This window comes from Bradyrhizobium sp. 195 (assembly GCF_023101665.1).
GTDB lineage: Bacteria > Pseudomonadota > Alphaproteobacteria > Rhizobiales > Xanthobacteraceae > Bradyrhizobium.
Map to the genome: position 1 here is coordinate 1,516,470 of NZ_CP082161.1, position 21,822 is coordinate 1,538,291.

12 protein-coding genes and 12 pseudogenes are annotated in these 21,822 nt (G+C 60.1%); 10 read left to right on the top strand and 14 right to left on the bottom strand.

Annotated features, from left to right (window positions below):
* Window position 1 precedes the first annotated feature (1 nt).
* Window positions 2–748: a hypothetical protein gene (locus tag IVB26_RS07065; protein ID WP_247971073.1), complete on the top strand. Its 747-nt coding sequence runs from the start codon at window positions 2–4 to the stop codon at window positions 746–748.
* Here IVB26_RS07065 and istB read toward each other — a convergent pair.
* From istB to IVB26_RS07080, 3 genes and pseudogenes are all read right to left on the bottom strand, one after another.
* Window positions 746–1,395 (bottom strand): annotated as a pseudogene (gene istB / locus IVB26_RS07070) (IS21-like element helper ATPase IstB); the annotation flags it as partial. The gene IVB26_RS07065 and the pseudogene istB overlap by 3 nt on opposite strands.
* Complete coding sequence (locus IVB26_RS07075; RefSeq protein ID WP_247973408.1) at window positions 1,392–1,649, bottom strand: hypothetical protein; 258 nt, start codon at window positions 1,647–1,649, stop codon at window positions 1,392–1,394. The pseudogene istB and the gene IVB26_RS07075, both read right to left, overlap by 4 nt.
* Window positions 1,567–2,163: pseudogene (locus IVB26_RS07080) on the bottom strand (transposase); the annotation flags it as partial. The gene IVB26_RS07075 and the pseudogene IVB26_RS07080, both read right to left, overlap by 83 nt.
* Window positions 2,164–3,371: 1,208 nt before the next feature.
* Here IVB26_RS07080 and IVB26_RS07085 point away from each other — a divergent pair.
* Both IVB26_RS07085 and IVB26_RS07090 read left to right on the top strand, forming a co-directional pair.
* A complete protein-coding gene (locus IVB26_RS07085) occupies window positions 3,372–4,904 on the top strand; it encodes a porin (RefSeq protein ID WP_247971093.1) in 1,533 nt (510 codons plus the stop codon).
* 355 nt (window positions 4,905–5,259) lie between these two features.
* Window positions 5,260–5,512: pseudogene (locus tag IVB26_RS07090) on the top strand (transposase); the annotation flags it as partial.
* A 31-nt stretch (window positions 5,513–5,543) separates the two neighbouring features.
* On the opposite strand, the pseudogene IVB26_RS43150 reads toward IVB26_RS07090, so the two are convergent.
* Window positions 5,544–5,726: pseudogene (locus IVB26_RS43150) on the bottom strand (IS110 family transposase); the annotation flags it as partial.
* Here IVB26_RS43150 and IVB26_RS07095 point away from each other — a divergent pair.
* Window positions 5,706–5,996, top strand: a pseudogene (locus IVB26_RS07095) (ornithine cyclodeaminase family protein); the annotation flags it as partial. The pseudogenes IVB26_RS43150 and IVB26_RS07095 sit on opposite strands and share 21 nt — an antisense overlap.
* Window positions 5,997–6,854: 858 nt before the next feature.
* On the opposite strand, the pseudogene IVB26_RS07100 reads toward IVB26_RS07095, so the two are convergent.
* From IVB26_RS07100 to IVB26_RS07140, 9 genes and pseudogenes are all read right to left on the bottom strand, one after another.
* Window positions 6,855–7,564 (bottom strand): annotated as a pseudogene (locus tag IVB26_RS07100) (IS5/IS1182 family transposase); the annotation flags it as partial.
* A gap of 23 nt (window positions 7,565–7,587) precedes the next feature.
* A complete protein-coding gene (locus IVB26_RS07105) occupies window positions 7,588–8,190 on the bottom strand; it encodes a plasmid pRiA4b ORF-3 family protein (RefSeq protein WP_247971091.1) in 603 nt (200 codons plus the stop codon).
* A pseudogene (gene tnpC, locus IVB26_RS07110) lies at window positions 8,187–9,751 on the bottom strand (IS66 family transposase). The gene IVB26_RS07105 and the pseudogene tnpC (IVB26_RS07110) overlap by 4 nt, the downstream one beginning before the upstream one ends.
* A gap of 51 nt (window positions 9,752–9,802) precedes the next feature.
* On the bottom strand, window positions 9,803–10,156 hold the full coding sequence (tnpB, locus tag IVB26_RS07115; protein ID WP_091898177.1) for an IS66 family insertion sequence element accessory protein TnpB: 354 nt from the start codon (window positions 10,154–10,156) through the stop codon (window positions 9,803–9,805).
* A gap of 87 nt (window positions 10,157–10,243) precedes the next feature.
* Window positions 10,244–10,573: a transposase gene (locus IVB26_RS07120; protein ID WP_247971092.1), complete on the bottom strand. Its 330-nt coding sequence runs from the start codon at window positions 10,571–10,573 to the stop codon at window positions 10,244–10,246.
* A gap of 80 nt (window positions 10,574–10,653) precedes the next feature.
* Window positions 10,654–11,249: pseudogene (locus tag IVB26_RS07125) on the bottom strand (transposase); the annotation flags it as partial.
* 498 nt (window positions 11,250–11,747) lie between these two features.
* Window positions 11,748–12,464 carry an aspartate/glutamate racemase family protein gene (locus tag IVB26_RS07130; protein ID WP_247971094.1) on the bottom strand — a complete coding sequence of 239 codons (717 nt, stop codon included), beginning with the start codon at window positions 12,462–12,464 and terminating at the stop codon, window positions 11,748–11,750.
* Window positions 12,465–13,031: 567 nt separating this feature from the next.
* A complete protein-coding gene (locus tag IVB26_RS07135; RefSeq protein WP_346732865.1) occupies window positions 13,032–13,628 on the bottom strand; it encodes an aspartate/glutamate racemase family protein in 597 nt (198 codons plus the stop codon).
* A gap of 366 nt (window positions 13,629–13,994) precedes the next feature.
* Window positions 13,995–14,249: pseudogene (locus IVB26_RS07140) on the bottom strand (IS110 family transposase); the annotation flags it as partial.
* A 1,053-nt stretch (window positions 14,250–15,302) separates the two neighbouring features.
* Here IVB26_RS07140 and IVB26_RS07145 point away from each other — a divergent pair.
* Window positions 15,303–16,460, top strand: a complete 1,158-nt coding sequence (locus tag IVB26_RS07145) for a M24 family metallopeptidase (RefSeq protein ID WP_247971095.1) — start codon at window positions 15,303–15,305, stop codon at window positions 16,458–16,460.
* 204 nt (window positions 16,461–16,664) lie between these two features.
* Here IVB26_RS07145 and IVB26_RS07150 read toward each other — a convergent pair.
* Window positions 16,665–17,713: pseudogene (locus IVB26_RS07150) on the bottom strand (IS110 family RNA-guided transposase).
* Between the two features lie 172 nt (window positions 17,714–17,885).
* Between IVB26_RS07150 and tnpA the strand changes: the two are divergent.
* The 5 genes and pseudogenes from tnpA to IVB26_RS07180 all read left to right on the top strand — a co-directional run bounded on the left by tnpA (window position 17,886) and on the right by IVB26_RS07180 (window position 21,768).
* Window positions 17,886–18,230 (top strand): IS66-like element accessory protein TnpA, encoded by a 345-nt coding sequence (gene tnpA / locus IVB26_RS07155; protein WP_188106852.1) that lies wholly within the window; start codon window positions 17,886–17,888, stop codon window positions 18,228–18,230.
* A 50-nt stretch (window positions 18,231–18,280) separates the two neighbouring features.
* Window positions 18,281–18,573: pseudogene (gene tnpB / locus IVB26_RS07160) on the top strand (IS66 family insertion sequence element accessory protein TnpB).
* Between the two features lie 307 nt (window positions 18,574–18,880).
* Window positions 18,881–20,201 (top strand): annotated as a pseudogene (tnpC, locus tag IVB26_RS07165) (IS66 family transposase); the annotation flags it as partial.
* 699 nt (window positions 20,202–20,900) lie between these two features.
* Complete coding sequence (locus IVB26_RS07175; protein WP_247971096.1) at window positions 20,901–21,299, top strand: hypothetical protein; 399 nt, start codon at window positions 20,901–20,903, stop codon at window positions 21,297–21,299.
* A complete protein-coding gene (locus tag IVB26_RS07180) occupies window positions 21,289–21,768 on the top strand; it encodes a recombinase family protein (RefSeq protein WP_247971097.1) in 480 nt (159 codons plus the stop codon). The genes IVB26_RS07175 and IVB26_RS07180 overlap by 11 nt, the downstream gene beginning before the upstream one ends.
* The last annotated feature ends 54 nt before the right edge of the window (window positions 21,769–21,822 follow it).

Below are 21,822 nucleotides of genomic sequence, written 5' to 3' on the forward strand. Positions count from 1 at the left end.
TGTGGCGCGCTCACTCGAGCGGGCTTGGGAAGAGAAGCTGCGTGTCGTCGAGGCGGTCGAGCAGCAGCATGCGCGTTGGCGAGCGCAAGAGCCGCTTCTGATTGGCCCGGCGGAACGCGCAGGGCTACAAGCGCTCGGCGAGAACCTGCCGCGGATTTGGAACGCGGCCACCACGTCGGCAGCCGATCGCAAGCGCATTCTGCGATTTGTCATCCGGAAAGTCGTTCTTGATCAGAAGCGGACCCGAGGTCAGGTGTGGCTCAAGATCGTCTGGCAGACCGGCGCAACCAGCGAGCATCACGTGCAACGGCGCGTTCACACCTACCGCGATTACATCGACATTGATCGGTTGCGGCGACAGATCGTCGAGTTGAATGCTGAACACAAAATGGATGGCGAGATCGCGGCAATACTCAATCAGGAAGGCTTCGTCGCGGCCCGAGGCTGCGCCTTCAAAGGCGAGAACGTCTGGGTGTTGCGTACCCGCTGGGGCATTCCCACCATCAAAATCAACGGCGTGGACAAGAATCCGATGCGCTGGCCCGACGGTAGCTTCTCGATTCAGGGCGCTGCAGCCGAGCTTGGCGTCACCCCGCAAACGGTGTTCGATTATCTCGCGCGCGGATTGCTGGCAGGCCGTCAGTTAGCCAAAGGCCAGCCATGGCAGATCGAGCTCTCAGACGAACAAATCAGTCGGCTGCGCAATCGGATACGACGTACCAAGCGTTCAAAGAAGGAGGCATCATGAAGTCATCGGCTCGCCGAAGACCTCGCCCCATTCTGCAAAGCCGCGATTGGAGGTCAGGATCATGGCGCCGCGCTCATAGCGCGCGTTGACGAGCTGGAAGAACAGGTTGCCGCCACCTTGAATGACCGGCAGGTATCCGATCTCGTCAACGATGAGGAGGGACGGTCGGCACAGGAATCGAATCCGCTCGCAAAGCTGGCCTTCGCGTTCGGCCTTGGCCAGAACGCTGACGATGTCGGCCAGGCTTGCAAAGTAAACGCTGCGGCTGGCCTTCACGGCCTCGATCCCGAGCGCCGTGGCGAGATGACTCTTGCCCGTGCCGGGCGGCCCCAGGAAGTGGATGACCTCGTTGCGCTCGATGAAGTCGAGCTGAGCGACCGCCAGGATCCGGTTCCTATCGAGCGAGGGCTGGTAGGAGAAGTCGAAGCCGGCCAGAGTCTTGACGGTCGAGAGCTTTGCCATCCGGAGCGCCATCTTGACGCGACGGTTCTCGCGTAAGGTCAGCTCTTCTGCAAACGACGTATCGATCACCTCGAGCGCGCTGGTTTCGCCACGCTCGAGCTGACGCACCGCTCGATCAAGAACCTCCAGCGCACGGACTTGCGAATGCGGTCGAGGACCGAGGGGACGATTTCCAGGGAACTCATGGGCGCTCTCCCTGCGCCATGCGCTGGCCGACCGCCTGGTAGAAGTCGAGTGGTCGGGTTGCGACGGTGTCGCCAGTGCGCACGATCATGATCGGCTCGTCGCGGTGGCGATCGGTAAGGCGTGGGATCTTGCGATGGCCCGGCGCGATCCGCCGCTGCCTGCGGCCATCAAGGATCGGAGGGCGATACAAACTTTGGAGCAGCCTCAGTCGCTGCGCCGAAGGCGGCATCGTCGAGGACAGCCAAATACTCATCGATTGCTCGGCCGGCGCCCCGGTGGAAGTCCCTTATCGCCTTCGATCCCCTTCTGCCGATTGGCATCGGCCTTAGTCAGGCTCGCACCGACTGCAAATCCTTCACCACCGACCAGTCGCTCCTCAATGCAGCGGCGCAAGACGCTCTCGAACACACGACGAAAGAGATCGCTCTCCCGGAAGCGCCCACACCTGTTCTTGGAAAACATCGAGTGATCTGGCACCGCCCCGTCCGGACTAGCCGGCAGAACCAGCGGTAGACCAAATTGAGGTGCACCTCATCGCACAGGCGTCGCTCCTATCTGATGCCGAAGCAGTGGCCGATCGGGAGCGTTAGCTCCCGATCGATCGAAGGCCGACCGATGCTACTGTAGAACGAAGCAAGGTCCCGTCTCATCTCTTGAAGGTCGACGAATCTATCGATCGACCTGAGCAGGTGGTCGACAGGAATATGTTTCTCGAGCGAGAACTTATAGAACAGGGCAGCCTGTTCGAGTTGCCCATGCGCCATCATGATCTTCAGTCCTGCCAACTAAACAGACCGAATCACGGTATGTCTGAGTCGAAACAGCCGGTTTTTTAACAAAGTCGGCTTGTAGCTGAACAGACTGGCGCCCATGGCATTGCGCTTAAGCACTTCGTGCAGGCGCAGAGCCAGGTTCGGAAAACCACACCGCATGTCGGTATCGCCCGTCGCCAGCCACACTCGCACGCCTTGTCGGGATCGGTATCACCGTCGTGTCATTCAGCGCTCGCATATCCGTAGCAAAACCGCGACATCGACGTTGCGATCCACGATCACGCGTCGGCCATTCGCGGTCACGACTTCGAGAGTGCCAGTCGCCGCCGATGCTGTACGCTCCGTCGTCGACTGGACCTCCGACACAATCCGGGCCGGCACAAATCCACTACCTGACAGCCGCCAAGCTGTCCTTCGCGACAAGCCTTGCGCCACGAAAACAGAAGCTGTTTCGAAGGCCCATGATGCTGTGCTGTCGCCGATACCACCCGCGACCCCAAAAACTCTCCTCGACAATCCGCAGCTTCTCGGTAGCCGACGCCGACCCGACTTAACAATTTCAAGGCGACGCGCTTGGCGACTATCAGTAAGGAGATCCATACCGACAGTCAGCTACAGACCGGATAAACTCGCAAGATGGCGGTCCTCCTCGGACGAGTACCAAGCAGCTCGTGCATTATCGAAGACGCGCTTAGCGATCGGGTTGCTTTGAACCTGCAGCAGTCTGATGCACGAAAAATGGAAGCGAACGTCGGATCGACCGAAACGGGAAACTGCGTGGTTGAATTCGTAACTAGCAGCCCGAGGTGCCGCATTAGCCCGAGCGTCCTTCCCCTCGCGTGAATATCTCCGGAAGCGCAGAGCCACACGTTCAATGGATCAAAATGACTACGTGCCGTCCATATCGTACTGCCGATGTCAAATATGGTACGACATGTACGGTTGTGACACGATTAGAGCACGCCGGCATGATCAGCGGATCGCTCTGTCCGTTACGTACGGAGTTTTCACTCCGATCATGAACATAATCTGTCAACGTAAACAACGCGGGGGGCGGAATGGTCCGCGCCGCGACGTCACTGTACGAATCTTTCAGCTGGCGTTCGAGGAAGGCCCGTAGGTCGAGAATGATTTGGGGCGAGGTAGCTGGTCTCGTTGATCGGGCAGCCACCTGCGAGGCGACATAACTTGGAGGACGTTTTATGAAAATGGCGAAGAGCCTTTTGTTGGGTTCGGCGGCGTGTCTCATCGCGCTGGGGGGAGTGCAGGCTGCGGATCTGCCGGTCAAGGCTAAGGCGGTCGAGTACGTCAAGATCTGCTCGCTGTACGGCGCCGGATTCTATTACATCCCAGGCACTGACACTTGCCTCAAGCTTGGTGGTTACCTGCGCGCTGATTCCATGTACAACACCAACTACGTTGCTGACGCAGCCAACAACGGTGTCACTGGTGCACGGAACCGCCTCAGCAATTACTACACTTGGCGTTCTCGTGAAGACTTGACCATCGATACCCGTACTGCGACAGAGTACGGGCTTGTGCGCACTTACTTTGACATCGGTTTCACATGGACATCCGGCGGCTATAACGGAGCCGGCACCACAGGCGTGAATGGCACGACGACCTACGGCGGAAGTGCGACAGGAACGAGCGGCACCGGTTCAATCGCCGGTGGTGCTCTCAGTATTTACTTTGCCTTCATTCAGTTCGCTGGTTTTACCTTTGGTAAGGCCGCCTCCCAGTTTTCGACTCCCTGGACCAACTATCCGGCGAATAGTTTCGATGGTTTGCCGGGTGGCGGTGGCTACGACGCCGTGAACCAAATCACCTATACCGCCGATTTCGGACAGGGCATTACGGCTTCTTTGTCTGCCCAGGATCAGGTTGTGAACTACACGACGAACATCTGGAACGTGAGCGGTGCGACACCCGCAGGCCTGGCGGCCGGTGCGTACGGCGCTAATGATATCGGGGGCACGCGAGCTCCGGATCTCGTCGCGATGCTTCGCGTTGATCAGGCGTGGGGCCTCTTCCAGGCGTCGGTGGCTGCGCATGATAACCATGCGGGATACTATGGCGCCTCCGAGGTCACCGGCTATCCAGGCGACAAGTGGGGTTGGGCTGGCCAACTAGGGCTGTCGATCAAGAACATTCCAACTGGCGCAGGCGACACTATTAACGTGCAAGGCGTGTATACGAAGGGTGCAAGCCGTTACAACTTCCAGGATTATATGTCGACCACGTACGCGATGTACGGTGGGACGGGTCTGCCTGGCGTTTACCAAAGCCTCGGCATTGGCGGTGTGTCAGACTCCGTGTTCGTCACCGGTGCCGGTCTGGAGCTGACCACTACTTACGGATTCAATGCTGGCTACACCCACAACTGGGATCCTCACTGGGCCACGGCGATTTATGGCGCCTGGGCCGCTGTGCGGTACAACGACACGGCCAAGAGCTACATGTGCGGCGCGCTGGTTGCAAACCTCGCGCTATCGAGTGCTGGCTGTAATCCCAACTTCAACTATGCAGTTATCGGTACGGCGACCTACTGGACCCCCATCCCGAAACTAACCTTCATGGGCGAGCTCACCTACACGATGCTCGACCAGAAGTATGCGAGCGGAAGCACGGTGGCACTGCCGCTGCAGTCAGGTATCGCGAAACCGGCAGCTTTGTACGAGCTGAAGGACCAGGGCAGCGTAACGTTTCGTCTCCGCGCTCAGCGCGTCTGGTGAATCTGTGTCAAACTAGCGGAAGGAGAAAACGGAACGGCTCTATTGATCCAAGTGTTACCTCCAAGAAGGCCTCCGGCATGCCCGCCGGAGGTCTTTTATAATCAACTCAGGTTCGCCAAGCCAGAAACTCACAATTTCGCGATGCTTGGTCCGATCATAAGCGCAACGGCGCGGCGGCGACGTTCCTGGACACGCTGATCGCGCCACCCGGTCAGGACCTAAAAAGATTCTCTCAACGCTGGCGCCGAGGGCGGCCGCCAGCGGCGCTAGAGCCGGCTCCGGAAATCTGAACAGGGCGATAAGTGGAGTTTCTGCCTGACGGCGGGCAAGATTGGCCCGCGAATCAGGAGAGACGATGAGCAGACGAGCACGCCGAAATCCCTCATCGGCCTTCAAGGCGAAGGTGGCGCTGGCAACCATCAAGGGCGACCGGACGGTAGCCCAACTGGCCGAGCATTTCGATGTTCACCCCAATCAGATTACGGCGTGGAAATCGCAGCTTGAGGGCAACGCTTCCGGCATTTTCGGACTGGGGGCCGCCGGCCGCACCTGCAGCCGATGTGAAGTCGCTGCATGCCAAGATCGGTGAGCTGACGCTGGAGAACGATTCCTAAGAACGGCACCAGCTCCTGGTTCCAAGGGCTGCAGAACAAAGCCGAATGTCTTGGCACGTCGGTGCAAATTGTTGATCACTCGCGTACGGTAGCGTGTCCCGTAGGACGAGGCGCCGGGATCGACGTAGTCCATTCCGTGACGGACAGCGTTGTAGAACAGGACTGCGATCTTGCAGGCCGTCGCGGTGACTGCCTTGCAGTTGCCCAGTCAAATCTTTATGTCGCCGATAGTCTTAGCCAAACAGGGCTCCTAGGCGAGCTCCACCATGCCATTGCCTCTGGGTCTGTCGCTGACTCAGGTAGTTCCCCAGAGCTCGGCGAGATTATTGCTGGGAAGACAAGGGGCAGAGTCAGCGAGAGCGAGATCACCATCGCTGATCTTACTGGCACCGGAATTCAGGACACCGCCATTGCTACGTTCGCCTTTGCACGGGCAAAAATCACGGGTGCTGCTAGAACTTTAGAGAGCTTAGCCTAATCGCAGATGCAAGCCATGCTACTCCGGAAAGAGTGTCTTACGCGCGCACTCACAGCTGCGCGGCAATCTAAAAACGCCCCTATTGACGCGCACGGCTAATCTAAAAACGTGTTGGACGAAGCCGCCTAGCGCGCAGGTGGCAAAGATTGCGATCGACTTTTTATAATGTCGCGCTCCAAGCGCAGTCGCTCGTTCTCCTGGCGTAGTCGGGCGATCTCCGCACCCTGGTCCGTCGATGTCGGCATCGCCTGCGTTGTGGGACGCCGCATCGCCGGCGCAACACAGAATCGCGCAGACCGAGTTCCTTCGACTGATGTGACGGCCGGCCGCTCGACACGACGAGCTCAATGGCCTAACGCTTATACTCCTCGGTAAACGACCGACGTTGACGTTCCATGCGACACCTCCCGGCTCGATGAGCCAACTACAGGTGTCCACTCATTCGGAGGAGGTTCAGTATCGTCGTCCGAGACACGGGCTGTCTTCAAGCGGGATAACCACCACGCTCAACGCGGATACCCTCCCGCAGAGCGGATTGTCCAAAATACGGTATTTAAGGAGGTTCAAGACACGCGTAATCGCCACACGCGCGGTGCTCACCCCAAGCTGAAGAACGCAGCACGGGCGCACAACGCATCTCTTCTGGAGTTGTTGAGTTTGTCAGCTTGCCCAAACAAAGTAGTTGATTAACTCGAGCAGCCTCCACCGAATCCCAACTATAGCCTGGGCCCGCAATTATCGCGACACGCGCTATGGTGTTAGCGTCGCATCGAGCATGGTCGGCCCGTATCAGTCAGATCTCTGTCTTCAATTCACGTCCCTATTTGGCTACTTAGTCGTCCGTGAAGAACTTTGGCTTCAGGCTGGAACGGTCTGAAGCGCGGCAGTGAGAGCCGAGAGGATTTGGCGCAGCAAAAGGCTGAGCCAACGGATGAGGCGGCGGAAGTTGTAGCCGGCGGCGGCGAGGACGGCGTTGGCCGCGTCCCCCTGGCGGAACCAGAGATAATTGCGTCCCATGCGGTGCGCGGCCTTGAGATGGCCGATGACGGGTTCGACGGCGGCCCTGCGGCGCAGTTCGCGCTTGATCTTGGGCGTCACTCTTGCATCTGGCCGGAGATGAAGACCTTGAGCTTGTGATCGGGCGGCGCATTGTGGCCGCGGTATCCCTTGTCGGCGAGGATGCCGTGCGATGGTGTTGCCGACCAGCGCCTCCATGTCCGGATCACAGTGGCCAGCGTGTGCCCGTCATTGGATTGGCTGGCAGCGCCTTCACATGGGTGACGAACTGGCCGCCCTTGGCGTGGCTGAGCGTGGTCGCGACGGAGACTTTGACACCGAACTCGTAAGGCCGATGGGCCTTGCCCTTGCCGATACATTCGACTCCGGCGCGTGCAGAGAGTAGACCTTCGGCCCGCGTTGACGCTGTTGCTGCTCCGCACGCGCCGCGCCAGCGAGCAGCTTTGCGACGCCGCTTCGAGCCCGCCGTTGTTCTCAATCTTGCGGCCGATATCGCGGATGACACGGCCGAGATAGGTCCGCAGCGTCTTGAGTGTAAGCGTAGCTCTGCGGCCCTTTTGATTGGCGCTTGCGTCTATTTTGATCGCAGCTTGCGCGGGCGTGGCTTCCAAATTCCGGACAATGCGTTGACGGCGGCCTCGATCGCCTTCCGGTCGATAACGTTTGGATCGAACTGTTCGGGGTCCCAGAGGCGCATATTTTCATGTTCTGGATGAGTGGGGTCGCTGATGGCGTCGAGGTATTCGGCATAGCCTGGCGCACCGCCGACGTCCTCTGGAGGACAACGACCGGCGGCCTCGAGCAGGAGGGGAAGTCCCTCTATCGTCGTGTTGTCGAACCATTTTTCGAGTTTGATCACATGGTCCCAGCTGTCGCCGAAGTCGTAGAGATAATGGATCGTCTTGGCGCCTGTCTCTTGAACGATATCGGAGAGCCGCGCCTTGCGAGCATCGATCGGCTGGGGGCCAAAATCACCGTCGGAATCAGGGATGCCCCAACGCCCTTCGCCAGCCAGGAACTCGAAGAGGTGGCTGTTGGTCCAGCCAAATGCCGCCTGAAGCGTCAGATGCAGCCGATCAAGGCGCAGGGTGACGGGTACAACAAGGCACCGCATCACCTCCGGCTTCACGTCCTTGAGAGTTATCCTGATCCGGACGGCGGTCGTGTTCAGGCTCATGCTGCCAGCCTCGGATCGTGCGCGTGCATCGTGTAGGTCGACGCCCAGGGAAGCAGTTCGTCCAGTCGCGACGCAGGCCAGCCATTGACGAGCTTCGCGAGGACGTCGGAGAGCCAGTGCTCGGCGCTGACTCCATTGAGCTTGCAGGTTTCAATGAGCGAAGCCAGCAATGCCCAATTCTCGGCACCCTCGTCGCAACCGGCAAAAAGGGAGTTCTTGGCGTTGAGCTTGATCGGCCGCATCGCACGCTCGACCGCATTCGTATCCATCTCGATGCGCCCATCATCAAGATAGAGCGTCAGGCCGTCCCAATGACGCAGTGCATAACGCAAAGCCTTCGCCGTGTCGCTCTTCTGCGCAAGGTGATCAAGCATAGCCTCAAACCACTGCTTCAAAGCTGCAGCCAGAGGCCGGGCATGCGCTTGTCGGCCCGCACGGCGCTCGGCATCAGATCGGCCGCGGAGGGCTTTCTCGACCGCGTAGAGCTGGGCGATGCGCTCGAGGGCCTCGCGTGCAACCGGAGCCGGCGCCGGCGAAGCCTCGCGCTCGATCTTCACAAACTGGCGCCGTAGATGCGACCAGCAGAAGGCGAGCGTGCCGGACAGCGCGTCCGCACGCGTCTCTCGGGTCATGGTCTTGTAAACCTCATAGCCATCGCAATGGATGATGCCGCGATAGCCTTCGAGCAGCCTCAAGCCATGGATGGCCCCACGGCCCGGTGCATAGGCATAGACCACCCCAGGCGGATCAGGGCCGGCCCAAGGCCGGTCATCGCGCGAGAGCGCCCAGAAGTAGCCGGTTTTGGTCCTGCCGCGCCCCGGATCCAGCACCGGCGCCGGGGTCTCATCGACACAAAGCTTCGCGGAGGCGAGCAAAACCTCGCGCAGACGACGCCACAAGGGCTTCAGCTCCTGGGCAGCATAGCCGACCCAGAAGGCGAGCGTGGAACGATCGATGGCAATTCCGTGGGTCGCCAGCATCTGCGCCTGGCGGTAAAGCGGCAAATGCCAATGATACTTGGCGTCGATCACATGCGCGACGAGCCGCTCGGTCGGCAATCCACCCCTGATCAGTCGCTCGGGAGCAGCGTGCTGGAGAACGACGCCCTGGCAGGCGCGGCAGGCCAGTTTGGGCCGGCGGGTAACGATGACGCGATACGGCGCCGGTACGACGTCCAGCCTCTGGCTCTCATCGCGGCCAATCTCAACGAGATCGCCTTTGCAGGACGGGCAGCAGGTTGCAGCCGGCATCAGCGTTTCGACGATGCGTGGCAAATGCTCCGGCAGCTTGCCACGATTGGCCCTGCGCTCGGCAGCTCTCTTCTCGCGTGTTTTGGGATTGGCGCGGTCCTCGGCTGCTTCGAGAGCCGCGACAGCCTGATCGATATCCTCCAGAACAAGCTGTAGCTGATCAGCGTCAAGCTTTTCCGACGATCGACCGAACTGCGCGTCTTTTGCAAGCTTGAGCAACCGCTCGAGTCTGGCGCAGCGCTCCAGCAGAGCCGCGGCAAAGGCACGCAACTCGGCTGGATCGCTCGGCAGTTCATCAGCAAATCACTCATTGGCCCGAGTCTGCCATGCTTCGCGCCCCGATGCAGCGAAGATTTTATCTCCTACGCAAGCGCTTTCGGCTGCGGGATTCGAGGCGCATGCATGCGTGTCCAATCCATGCCGGCCAGAAGCGCCGACAACTGCGCGGCGTTCATTCGCATGACGCCGTCAACAACCGGCGGCCACTTGAAGGCGCTGCCCTCAAGCCGCTTCCAATACAGCACAAGGCCACTGCCATCCCAGACCACGATCTTCACCCGGTCAGCGCGCTTCGCACGGAAGACCACCGCCACGCCCTTCATCGGATCGTGGCCTAGAGTCTCCTTCGCCAACAGCGCCAGGCCATCCGCGCCTTTCCTAAAGTCTACAGGTCGGGTCGCAACGTAAATCATGAGGCCAGCGGGAGCCGTCAGCATGATCGTGTCCGGCGCAACGCCAAAAATACGTCACTCAGCACGGCAAGCCCGGGCGTTCCGCGCACCTCCACTCGTGCACCCAGGAGCTCAACCGTAACAATGGCGGCTTCCAACGATCCAGAGGGCTCCGTAGCTGCCGGTAGCAACGATTCCGATACTAAAGGGCACGAACGATAGTGTATCCGCCGAAGCCGGCAGCACCAGTTGACCTAAACGCGCCCGGCGCCGCCAGTCATGCACCTGCTGGGGCCGGCAGCCATGGCGACGTGCGATATCTGTGACAATCGCGTCTGGCTCAAGGCTTTCCGCGACAATCTGGGCCTTCAAATCGTCCGGCCACTGCTTACGGCCTACTCCAGCATACACTTCGACACGCGGAGACAGCGGTCGTCTTATGTCGTCCGAATGGTCGTCCATTGTGAGCACCCTTGCAGAAAAAGACTCTTCTAGCGGCGCTCACAAGACGGCGCACAAACAATCTGAAGGGCCTCAGCACCACGCTTACTCTTGAGTGTCCGGTTGGCGCGCTTGAACTGCTTGGCGTGGGCATGGCGCTGATGCTAGATCAGGGCGAACTTGCCCAGCCGCGCATAGGACTGGCGCAAAGCCACCCCATGGCACTGCGCCAGCCGCACCAGCTTCTCGTGCGCCCGGTTCAAAAGCTTCGCATCGGTGGGGAATGTCACGTTCTTGGGCTGAACCGTGGTATCGACGATCACCCGCGACAGCTCAGAGGGCTTGATCGCCTTGCTCTTGGTGGCAACCGACAGGCTCTCCTCGATCAGCGCAGCAAGCCGCTCCTCGCCCATGCGCTTGCGCCAGCGCGTCAGCGACGAACGCTCGAATACCAGCCGGTCCTGGAAGAACTCCTCGCCACAGAAGTATTGGTAATAGGGGTTCTCGACCCACCGCTCGCACAGCACCTCGTCGGAGAGGTCGTAGGTGTGCTTGAGAATCGCCAGCCCGGCTATCAGGCGCGTCGGCAGCGGCGGCCGGCCGGGATCATCGGTGTAGACCTCGCCGAACCGCTCCTCCAGGAACCCCAATCCACCGTCCGCGCCAGCGCCACCAGCGGATGCTTCATGTCGATGATCTGATCGAGCCGTGAGCGGAAAAGATCCTACTCTCCCGTCTCACTCCGCTCCCGTGGTCGCATCTCACCGCTCGCCAAAACAGTCAAAGGCGAGTGAATCACAAATCAAGTTTGCAAGGAATCCCGCTCCAAAGGGCCGCTTTCCGGCAAACCCAGTCACGGCAAAACGCCACTTCTGGATTCCAAATCAACGGCTTGGGACCTCTTCGGACGACTACTTACACTGCTGAGATGCCGCCTAGCAACAGCAAGAAACCTGCTTAAGATCCGGCACAACCGTCCGAGACGCCATTCTCTTCAGCCAAACCAAGAACGTACTGACCAATGGTGTTGAAAAAGCGGGTCGCAATAGCCACGCGATTCTTCAAATCGGGCCCGGCGATATCTGAATATGACGTAAGCGGCTGCTTGCCGTGTTTTGAATTGTACACCGGGAGCACGGTAAAGATGCTGTATGGCACGCCGAAGTTGCCGATTCCACCACGCCATTGCCTGGGGTTAGCTCAAGCGAACGGACGCAATCATCAGACGACAGAAGCTCGTTATGTCGTGGATCGGCAGGTTCGTCATACGGCGAATAGATGCCGCGACCATTGGGAACGCGGTACATTCAAACAAGATGGCGGCAATCTCCGGATGCGCGGCCCGAAGTCGCTCGATGCATCCGGCGACATCCGACTCGATAGCAGCGAGGTCGGGAGGCGGTAGGGGGCGCTGCATTGCTTGTTTGTAGTACTTTCCGCCTTCAATGCCGCCGATCACGATTCTCGCCTGGTCGCCCGGATCCTTGACCCCGAGCAGATCTCTTCCAAGATTTTTCGAATCAGCGGTCACGAGTGCGATCTTGGCAGCAGGCGGCAGGTCGCGAAGCAAGGTCGGTATCAGAAGTAGGCTCGACATCGCCACGGGGACGTTCACCGCAGCCGCTACTGCTGCCTGATGCCGGATAAAGAAGCCGCAGTTTGCGCTTATTGCGACGGCGCCTCGCTGGACTAATCGTCGGGCGGCTGCGATGCAGGCCGACTCGAGTGCCGGATTCCCGGCCACAGCAACATCCGCCCAAGCTCCCTCCACGGTCTCCAGAACGATCGGAAAATCGAAGGTCGCTGGATTTATCAACGAGCCCGGTAGCCGTTGAGCAACCAGCTCAGTGCCAGGCGGCAGCCCGCGTTCGAGTTCAAGTACTCCAAGAGAGGGGCGAGTCGACGTGGTCATGGATAGATACTCCGAGAGGGCGTTAGGTCGAGATTGTCAGTGATCAGTACATACCAAGCTTCATGTCGAATTGCGCTGGAATAGGGGCCTGCATACGTGAAATGCTGCGCCGGGATACGAAACCGTAGGGTTTCCTGCGGCGCACGAGGGGCGCATTCAATGGCAACGGGTCATAGTTTTCCCCGGATGCTCGGGCGTGCTCGATGCCGCAGAGCCCGCTCGCATCCAAGCGAGCTCGAAAGCTGCCGTCGATCTCTAGCGAATACAATGAAAGCAGCACGATGTATGCGCGAGTTGGTAAGTGCGATGAATTCGTGCACGTGGGCAGAGAGCGTGTCAACTGACGCAATCTTCAGGAGAATTGTCTTATTCAGCAGCCGCTTGGGCAATCATCGCTTGTGCACTGAATTCAGCCTAAATGCGCCGGGTGTTTCGGGCCAATGCCGTCGAACGCGATACCCTCAGGCTATTGACGCGATCGTCATGCGGCAGAGGGTCGTGATATCGTAGACGGGCAGTTCAGTGGTGCGACGGATCAATGGCGCGACCAACGGGAAGCCTGTGCATTCAAACAGGAAAGCCGCGACCTCCGGATGCGCGGCGCGAACCCGCGCGACACAGCCGGTGACGTCCTCCTTGAGAGCGGCAACATCGGGCGGTGGCAACGGGCGCTTCAGCGTCTTTAAAGTACTTACCGTCTTCGATGCCGCCGATCACGATTCTCCCGGGCTCGACCGAATCATGGATCCCAAGCAATTCTTTGTCGCAATGCGTCGAGTCGGCGGTCAGTACGGCGAGCTTGGCGGCGGGTGGCAATTGGCGCAACAACGTCGGTACCAGCAGTAGGCTCGAAATCGCGACCGGAACTTTTACTGCCGCTGCCACTGCTGACTGATGGCGAATAAAGAAGCCACAGTTTGAGCTAATTGCGACGGCGCCTCGCTCGACCAGCCGCCTGGCGGCTGCGATGCAGGCAACCTCGAGCGCTGGATCGCCCGGGACGACAACATCCGCCCAAGCCCCGGCTACAGTCTCCAAGATCACCGGAAACTCGTACGTAGCTGGATTGATCAACGAACCAGACGACAGCGGCGGAGTGCCGTCGGGCGGTAACCCGCGTTCGAGGTCAAGTATTCCGAGAGCGCGTGAAGTCTGGGATGCCATAGATGAACACTCCGACTGAGCTCGGCCTACGATCGCTTGGGTAAAAGCTAGACTAGGCAGGATGTCGAATTCCCTTGTAATGGACCGCGGGTCGCCGAAATTCTGCAGCGAATGAAAATATTCGGAGCTTCCCTGCGAACGGACTTGCCAAATGATCGAGCTAACTCATCTCAAGCGCGTCGCGTGGCAAACTGCGGTTCGTCAGCTTTCGTTGCCGGCAACCGGCGTGCTCGCCGGCGCCAGGTGAAAACTTGTTGCGGTGCCAGCCCGTACGGCGTCCTGTCTCCGTGATCACTTCCAGCCGGCGCGCCGTCCCGTCCGACCTGAGCGTATGGTCAAGCGTAGACACGAACCGATCCCTTCAAAGAGATCGTGAAACTCGCTTATCCAGGGCGCCGAGACCCCTGTGGATTCCATCGCGACACTCGTCACGCCGCACGCTTTGAACCAGTCCGCCAGATCATGCCGGCCTTGTGTGAATGTGCCGAACGAGCGCACAGGCACGTCGGTGCAAGCCGGGTTCACCGCAGCCATGTGCATCTTTGATCCGATGTCGATGGCGGCGGCCGCGACGTTGACCGGCTTCAGTTCCGGGCGGTCGCCGGTCGTCCTCTTGGGCATGGCAATCCTCCATTCAATGACCAGCAGGAGGGTCTGGGCTATGCCAATCGCCATCTTCCTAATCGGGATCCCCGCCAAGGCGACGTCACCACTCTCAAGTTCGCATGCACCCATGGACCATGTTTTTTAACGGGGATTGTGCCTCCGATAATCGAACGGCCGCTACCCTCCAGCCACAGAGGATAGCACAAGGCTGTTTCTACGCCGCACAGGCGCGCCACGGTGCTGGACAGTTGTTTAAAATGTCGCGCTCCATGCGCAGCCGTTTGTTCTCCTGGCGCAACCGGGCGATCTCCGAAGCCTGATCCGCCGACATCGGCGTCGGTTGCGTGGTGGGGCGCCACGCCGCCGATGCCGGCTCCTGCCGGAGCTTGTCAACCCAGCGCCTTAGCACGGAGTCGCGCAAATCGAGTTTCCCTCGCCACCGACGTGATCGAGCGGCGGCTCGACACCACCAGCTCGACGGCTTGGCGCTTGTGCTCTTCGGAAAATGACCGACGTTGACGTTCCATTCGATACCTCCGGGCTCAATGAGCCTACTAAAGGTGTCCACTCATTCGGAGGAGGTTCTTAGCTGTCCATCGACAGGCCCGAAGCTTAGTCGGGCGCCTCGCGCAGCGCTCTCCAAGTGTGACAGGCGGCTCTGAACGTAGACCGGAGCCAACTTTTACGCTCCGATCTATGCCAGGCCTGTGAGCTACTCGCTCGCGAGCGGTCCCGACGCCCCGCCAGTGATGTAACCCATCAGGACCTGCCGGTTTCCTTTAATATCGCGGTCGCCACGAAGCGCCTGAGGACCACGCCGTGACGCTCGCTCATCTCGGCCGCGCAAGATGCCGTCTTCTTGCTTTCCGATGTGTGGATCTTTCGTACCCTCGCGATCCAGTGCAGTATTTCGACGATTGTAGAGCTTCTTTGAGGGAAAACCGACCTTAGCCCGCGCTATGCTTTGTATGACTCGCTCGACCATCTGTAGACTTCCGAATCATCAGCACTGTCGAGGAAGCTAAGGTGGAGAACGACAACTGCGATCAACAGGGGTGATTGTTTGCTATGGCATCTTCCGCGATTCCTCAAACCGGTGTTCCATTCCCGAAATCAGAGTATGACCGGCGCCAGAAGAAGGTGCTTGAGGCAATGGCGCGCGCCAAGCTTGACGCGCTCGTGGTCACTGCCAATGCACATCTGCAATATCTGACCGGGTACGATCCTCAATGGGGTAACTACTTCGCGCCGTTTCCCTTGATTCTTGTACCTGGACAGGCACCAACATTTGTCGTCCGATTGTACGACGAGATTGCCGTTCGGGCGAACAGCTGCATTGACGAGATCGTTTCTTATATGCATCGGCCTGAGTTCGTTAAGTTAACTGCCGACGTTCTCCGACAATATGGCGCGCAGGCGAAGAAGGTGGGCTTTGAGCTCGACGCTTGGGGCCTCGCGCCAGCGGATGTGAGCGCCCTTCAGGCGCAGCTTCCTGACATGAAGATCACAGATGCAACCGACGTGGTCCGGTTGACAAAGGCAGTCAAGGGCGACTTGGAACTTGAAGTTATGCGCCAGGCCATGGCCATCACCGACCTCGCCATAGAAACGTTTCAGCGTTCCCTTCGTGATGGAATAACAGAAGCGGAAATGGCTGTTATCCTCAATGAGAAGGTCAAGGAGGCTGGCGGCAAGTTTCTGATGCCGGTTCTCGCTTTCGGCGAACGCAACAAGCTCCCACACGGTGTCCCGGCACAACATCCCATCAGAAACAACGAACCCGCACTGGTTGAGTGCGGCGGCGTGAAGAGCGGCTATGCCGCTGGGGTGTGTAGGGGCGCCGTACTTGGTCGGCATCCCGAGACCGAAGCTCTACACTCGTTGGCGGAGGAGGTCCTCGAGGCTGCGATCGCCGCGATCAAACCAGGTGTCCCGGCCGGTGCGGTAGATGCCGCCGCCCGCAAAGTTCTTGAGCGGCATGGGCGCCTGAAGGCTTCTCGCGCCCGAGTCGGGTATTCAACTGGCCCTCAGTGGTCGGGCCACCGCGGGAATGTGAGCTTGGAGCCAGGTGCGACGTACATCCTTGAGCCCAGCATGACCTTTCACATGCCGATCCATCTCTGGGGAGACACCGGTTATATATTTGGGTGCAGCGAGCACATTGTGGTGACGGAGGGCGGAGCGGAGATGCTCAGCCGTACACCTCACAAGCTTTATCGTGCATAGAGCCAAAATCGACGCTGAATCTAAAGCCTCAAAAGTTCCGAGATCGGCGGCGCCAGGAAATCACATGCGCCGCGGTCTCACGGGAAATCCCTGCTCGATTTCTATGTGCCGCACTAAAACGCCGCGTTTGATTTTGCCCCATATGTAGAACGGCCCGCGAGGCAAGAGCTTTTTCAGTCGATTTAACACATTGGAACAGTGCGGTCATATGTCCGGCGTTTGCGCGCGGCGACACATCGCCGCTGGCCTCGATGAGATCCGCTGAACGAGGAGCCAAATCAAGTTTACGCGCTTGAGCGCATTGGGAGAAGTAGCTCCACTGGTTTCCGGATTTCGTCCCAAGGGTTCATCGCCTCTTATCGCACACTTGCCCTCTGCTTGTCGGACAACACGCAAGACGGCCGTTGCCCCAACAACGAGGAGAGAGCGGAGTTCCGGATTTCCCATCTTCGATATTCCTCCGAGCCGCTCTTTGCCTCCGCTTGAATGAGACCGCGGCGTCAATCCCAGCCAGGTGGCATAGTGGCGAGCCGACTTGAACCCTCCCGGGATCCGGCACAAGCGCCTTGATGGTCGCCGCCGTAATGGCGCCGACGCCAGGGATCGTGGTCGACCGACGCATGTCCTCGTCGTGCTTGGCCTCCATGACGATTGCGCCCTCGAGCCTCTCGATCTGGTCGGTTGAAGCGTTAATCTCGTCGGCATAGCTATGAGCGCGAAGCGCGCCGCTGCGGGCAGGTGGGCATCCGTCTCGTCCCGTACGTTTGCGACCAGCGTCTTAACCTTTGCCAAGCCGGCGGTGGCGATGATTCCCGATTCTGCTAGGTGCGCGCGCAACGCGTTGACCGCCTCCGTTCGCTGCCGCACTAGAAGAGCGCGGGCCTTCAGCACCATCGCGGCAGCCTGTTGCTCGGCCGTCTTAATCGGCGCGAAGCGCATGGTCTTTCGGATCACCGCTTCGCTGATGGCCTCCGCGTCCGCCGCATCCGTCTTGCCACGCTTGACGAAGGGTTTGACATAAGCTGGCGGAATGAGCCGCACCTCATAACCGAGAGCTGCGATCTCGCGCGCCCAATCGTGGGCGCTACCGCATGCTTCCATCCCCACTAGGCATGGTGGCAGCTTCTCGAAAAAAGAAGAACTTCGCTGCGCCGTAGCTTCCGGTTGAACACGGGTACGCCCTCGGCATCCGCCCCGTGAACCTGGAAAACGTGCTTGGCCAGATCCAGCCCGATGGTGATAACCTGTTTCAACGACCACGCTCTAGCACTTTGATGCTGTTGGAGCGGGCCGTTCCGCCACATCAAGTAGTCCTGAGTTCGCCCTTGCCGTTGGATTGTACGCCCACGATGAAGGCCGCCTTGTTCTGAGAGGCGGATTGAGCACTCATAAGCACGTGTTTAAGAGCGGGCTTAAGAGCGATTGATGGGTCAGATTTCGGTGCTGACGGGGCCGGAACGCCGGCGGCGTTGGAGCGAGGATGAGCGGTGCCGGATCGTTGCGGAGGCCTTTGCGCCGGGATCGTGTGTGGCGCAGGTTGCGCGGGATCACGATATTTCAACGGGGCTGATTTACACCTGGCGGCGTCGGCTTCGCCAGGACCTTGCTGACCAGGGCTTTGTGGAAGCGGCGATGGAAGCGGAGCCGATCAAGGAAGCGGCACCGTCCGGTGAAGTGATCGTGGTGGAATTGACGGGGAGCGGACGGATCAGGATTTGCGGGTCGGCGCCGCCCTTGCTGGTGTCGGCGGTGTTGAAGGCGCTGCGATGATTCCGATCCCCTCTGGCGTGCGGATATGGCTGGCGACGGGCCATACCGATATGCGGCGCGGCTTTCCGAGCCTGGCTTTGCAGGTGCAGGAGGTCTTGAAGCATGACCCACTGGGGGGCATTTGTTTTGCTTCAGGGGGCGCCGTTCAGATCTGATAAAAATCATCTGGCACGATTCTCAGGGAGCGTGCCTGTTTACAAAAAGACTCGAAAGAGGAAGATTCATCTGGCCTTCGGCTGCCGGTGAAGCCGTGACGATCTCTCCGGCGCAGCTTTCTTACCTGCTATCTGGGATCGACTGGCGGAATCCTCAAGAAACTTTGCGTCCAACGCGAGTTGGATAGCATTCTGCGATTGAACCTACCGGGAAATCTGATTCACTGGCTTCATGAGTTTGAAGCCGGATGACCTTCCTTCGGATCTCGCCAGCGCCCAGGCGGCGCTGTTGATCGAACGTGAGGCGTTGCGGGCTGAACGCGAAGCGCGGCTGAGGGTCGAGGTCGAACGCGATGCGGCCGCGGCGAAGGTCAGCCGGATACAGGCCGAAGCCATCAATTGGCAAGCCGAAGCGGCGAACGCGCGGGCGAAGCTGTCGGACAATGAGGCGCTGATCGGCATCTCGAGCTGCGGATCGAGAAGCTCAAACGCGAACTGTACGGGCCGCGTTCCGAGCGCACGGCGCGGCTGATCGAGCAGTTGGAATTGGAACTTGAAGAACTCGTCACCACGGCGAGCGAGGATGAGCTCGCCGCGCAGGCCGCGGCGGCAAAGGCGCAGAGCGTCCGCGCCTTCACGCGCAAGCGGCCGGTGCGCAAGCCATGGCCGGATGACATCGAACGCGAGCGCGTCGTCATTGAGGCTCCAACGACCTGCGCCTGCTGCGGTGGATCGCGGCTGGCGAAGATCGGTGAGGATGTGACCAAGACGCTGGAGGAGATCCCGCGCCGCTTCAAGCTGATCGAGACGGTACGCGAGAAGTTCACCTGCCGCGATTGCGAGAAGATCAGCCAGCCGCCCGCGCCGTTCCATGCCACGCCGCGCGGCTTCATCGGCCCACAATTGCTGGCGACGATCGTGTTCGACAAGTTCGGCATGCATATCCCGCTCAACCGCCAGAGCGCGCGCTTCAAGGCCGAGGGGATCGACCTGCCGTTGTCGACACTGGCCGACCAGGTCGGCCACGGGACCTTCGCCGTCATGCCGCTCTTCCACTTGATCGAACGCCATGTACTGGCTGCCGAGCGCCTGCATGGCGACGACACCACCATCCGTATCCTGGCGAAGGGCAAGTGCAAGACCGGGCGGATCTGGACATATGTGCGGGATGGGTCTATTACGCCTCGAGCGACCGACGAGGCGAGCATCCCCAGAAGCATCTGGCCGCCTTCGCCGGCATCCTGCAAGCCGATTGCTACAACGGCTTCGAGCCGCTGTTCGACCCGCAGAAGAAGGTGTTGCCGATTACGCCGGCGTTTTGCTTGGCCCATGCGCGGCGGGGCTTCTTCGAGTTGGCTGACATCGAGAAAAATGCCCGGGAAGGTAAGAAGGGCAAACCGGTCTCTCCGATCGCGCTGGAGGCGGTCAGACGCCTCGATGCGTTGTTCGAGATCGAGCGCGCCATCAATGGCTGCGGCGCCGACGAGCGGCGCGCCGTGCGCCAGAAAAGAGCAAGCCGCTGCTCGAGGACATGCACGCCTGGTTGCTCCGCGAGCGCGAAACCCTCTCGCGCTCCTCCGAGGTCCTGAAGCCCATGAACTACATGCTCAGGCGCTGGGACGACTTCGCCCGCTTCCTCGACGATGGCAGGATCTGCTTGACCAACAATTGTGCTGAGCGCGCATTGAGGGGCATCGCCTTGGGAAGGCGCAACTGGACCTTCGCCGGCAGCCAGCGTGGCGCCGACCGTGCCGCCATCATGCTGACGGTGATCACGACCTGTCGCCTCAACGACGTCGATCCCAAGGCCTGGCTCGCCGACGTCCTCGCCCGTATCGCCGATCTTCCCGCGTCGCGGTCTGCACGAACTGCTGCCCTGGGAATGGAAGCTCCTGCGCCAAGCCGACAAGCCCGCCGGTCAGCAGGCCGCCTGACCTTCACGCAACGCCATCATAGAGCTCGCCGTGCCCGCGCGCATGTCTCAATCAGGCGGTCGTCGTATGCGTACCTTGGATTTGCCGTGCTGGGCGGTGGAAGCGAGGGGAGTTGGCGCGGAGCCCTCGGCATAGCGCAGCGCGAGCTCCCGGCGCGGGCGGCAGGTGAAGGCGAACCCGACGGCGTCTTCGATCCGAGCTGCGAGTGTGGTCGTGCCTCGTTGTACAACAACGTTTGAGAACGCCCACAGGACCGTTCTTCGCGAGGTTCTTTATCGATATCATCCTTGGTTTGGTTGCCGAGTTTGCGTTCATGGGGCCGTCGACAAGGCTGGCGATGTCGCCTTCCGCTGCTCTCTGGATGGATCGCGAACAGATCGTTGGCTGGAGGTTCCAGCCTGGATGTTCGACCGAACGGCATGCCCTGAGGCTGAGCTTTTGGCAGCTCGGCCATTTGTCAGCATAACCGCACTTGCAGCGCTTTCTGCGCTTCTCGATCTGGCGTTGAAGGATCGCGCCATCAGCTACCCTGCTTTCTGGCGCATCCAGAGCCTTTCACGACCAGAATCGGGGAGAGACCCATGTCACGGCAGACGGCAATGCCAGAGAGCGGATACCGACACAATCGACAACGGCGGCCGCAGCTGCAGATGGATCTGTTCGGAAGCGGCCTGTCGAACGGCGGCATCGGCGCGCCGGCATGGCCGGAGCTGCTGGCGGAAGCGCGGGCGGCCCTCACGAGCCTGATGACGCAGTTGATGCTCGACCATGCTGCGATGACAGCGACGCCGCCCGCGAAGGAGTCGATCATGATCTCTGGACAAGGTCAGGCCTCATCATCTGAAGCGCAAGGCGATTCTTTACGTGCGCCAATCCTCGGCCCATCAGCTGTTGCACAATCGCGAGAGCAGCGCGTTGCAATACGCCGTGCGGGACCGGCTGACGGCGCTCGGGTGGTCATAGATCGAAGTGATCGATGATGATCTCGGCCACTCAGCTGCCGGCGGCGTACAACGCGCCGGTTTCGAGCGGATGGTGGCGGAGGTTTGCCTCGGCAAGGTTGGTGCGGTTTGCGCCCGCGAGGTCTGGCGCTTCGCTCGCAACAGCCGGGATTGGCAGCAACTCATCGAGATGTGCCGGGTGGTCGATACCGTTCTGGTCGATCAGGAGACCATCTATGCGCCAAGGCGCGGTAACGATCGCCTGTTGCTCGGGCTCAAGGGCAGCCTCAACGAATACGAACTGGATCTGTTGCGCCAGCGCTTGCTCTCGGTCCGTTACGAGAAGGCGCACCGGGGCGAGTTGGTTGTAGCGGCACCGGTGGGCTTCGTTAAGTCCGGCGACCGTTATGAGAAAGATCCGGATCGGCGCGTGCAGGAAGCGATCAAGCTGGTGTTTGACAAGATCGAGGAACTGGGCAGCGCGCGACAACCGGTTGGAGGCGAGTGAGCTCGAAGCGCGCTGGAACAGGGCGCTCGCTCACGCGGCGGAGGTCGAGGGCAA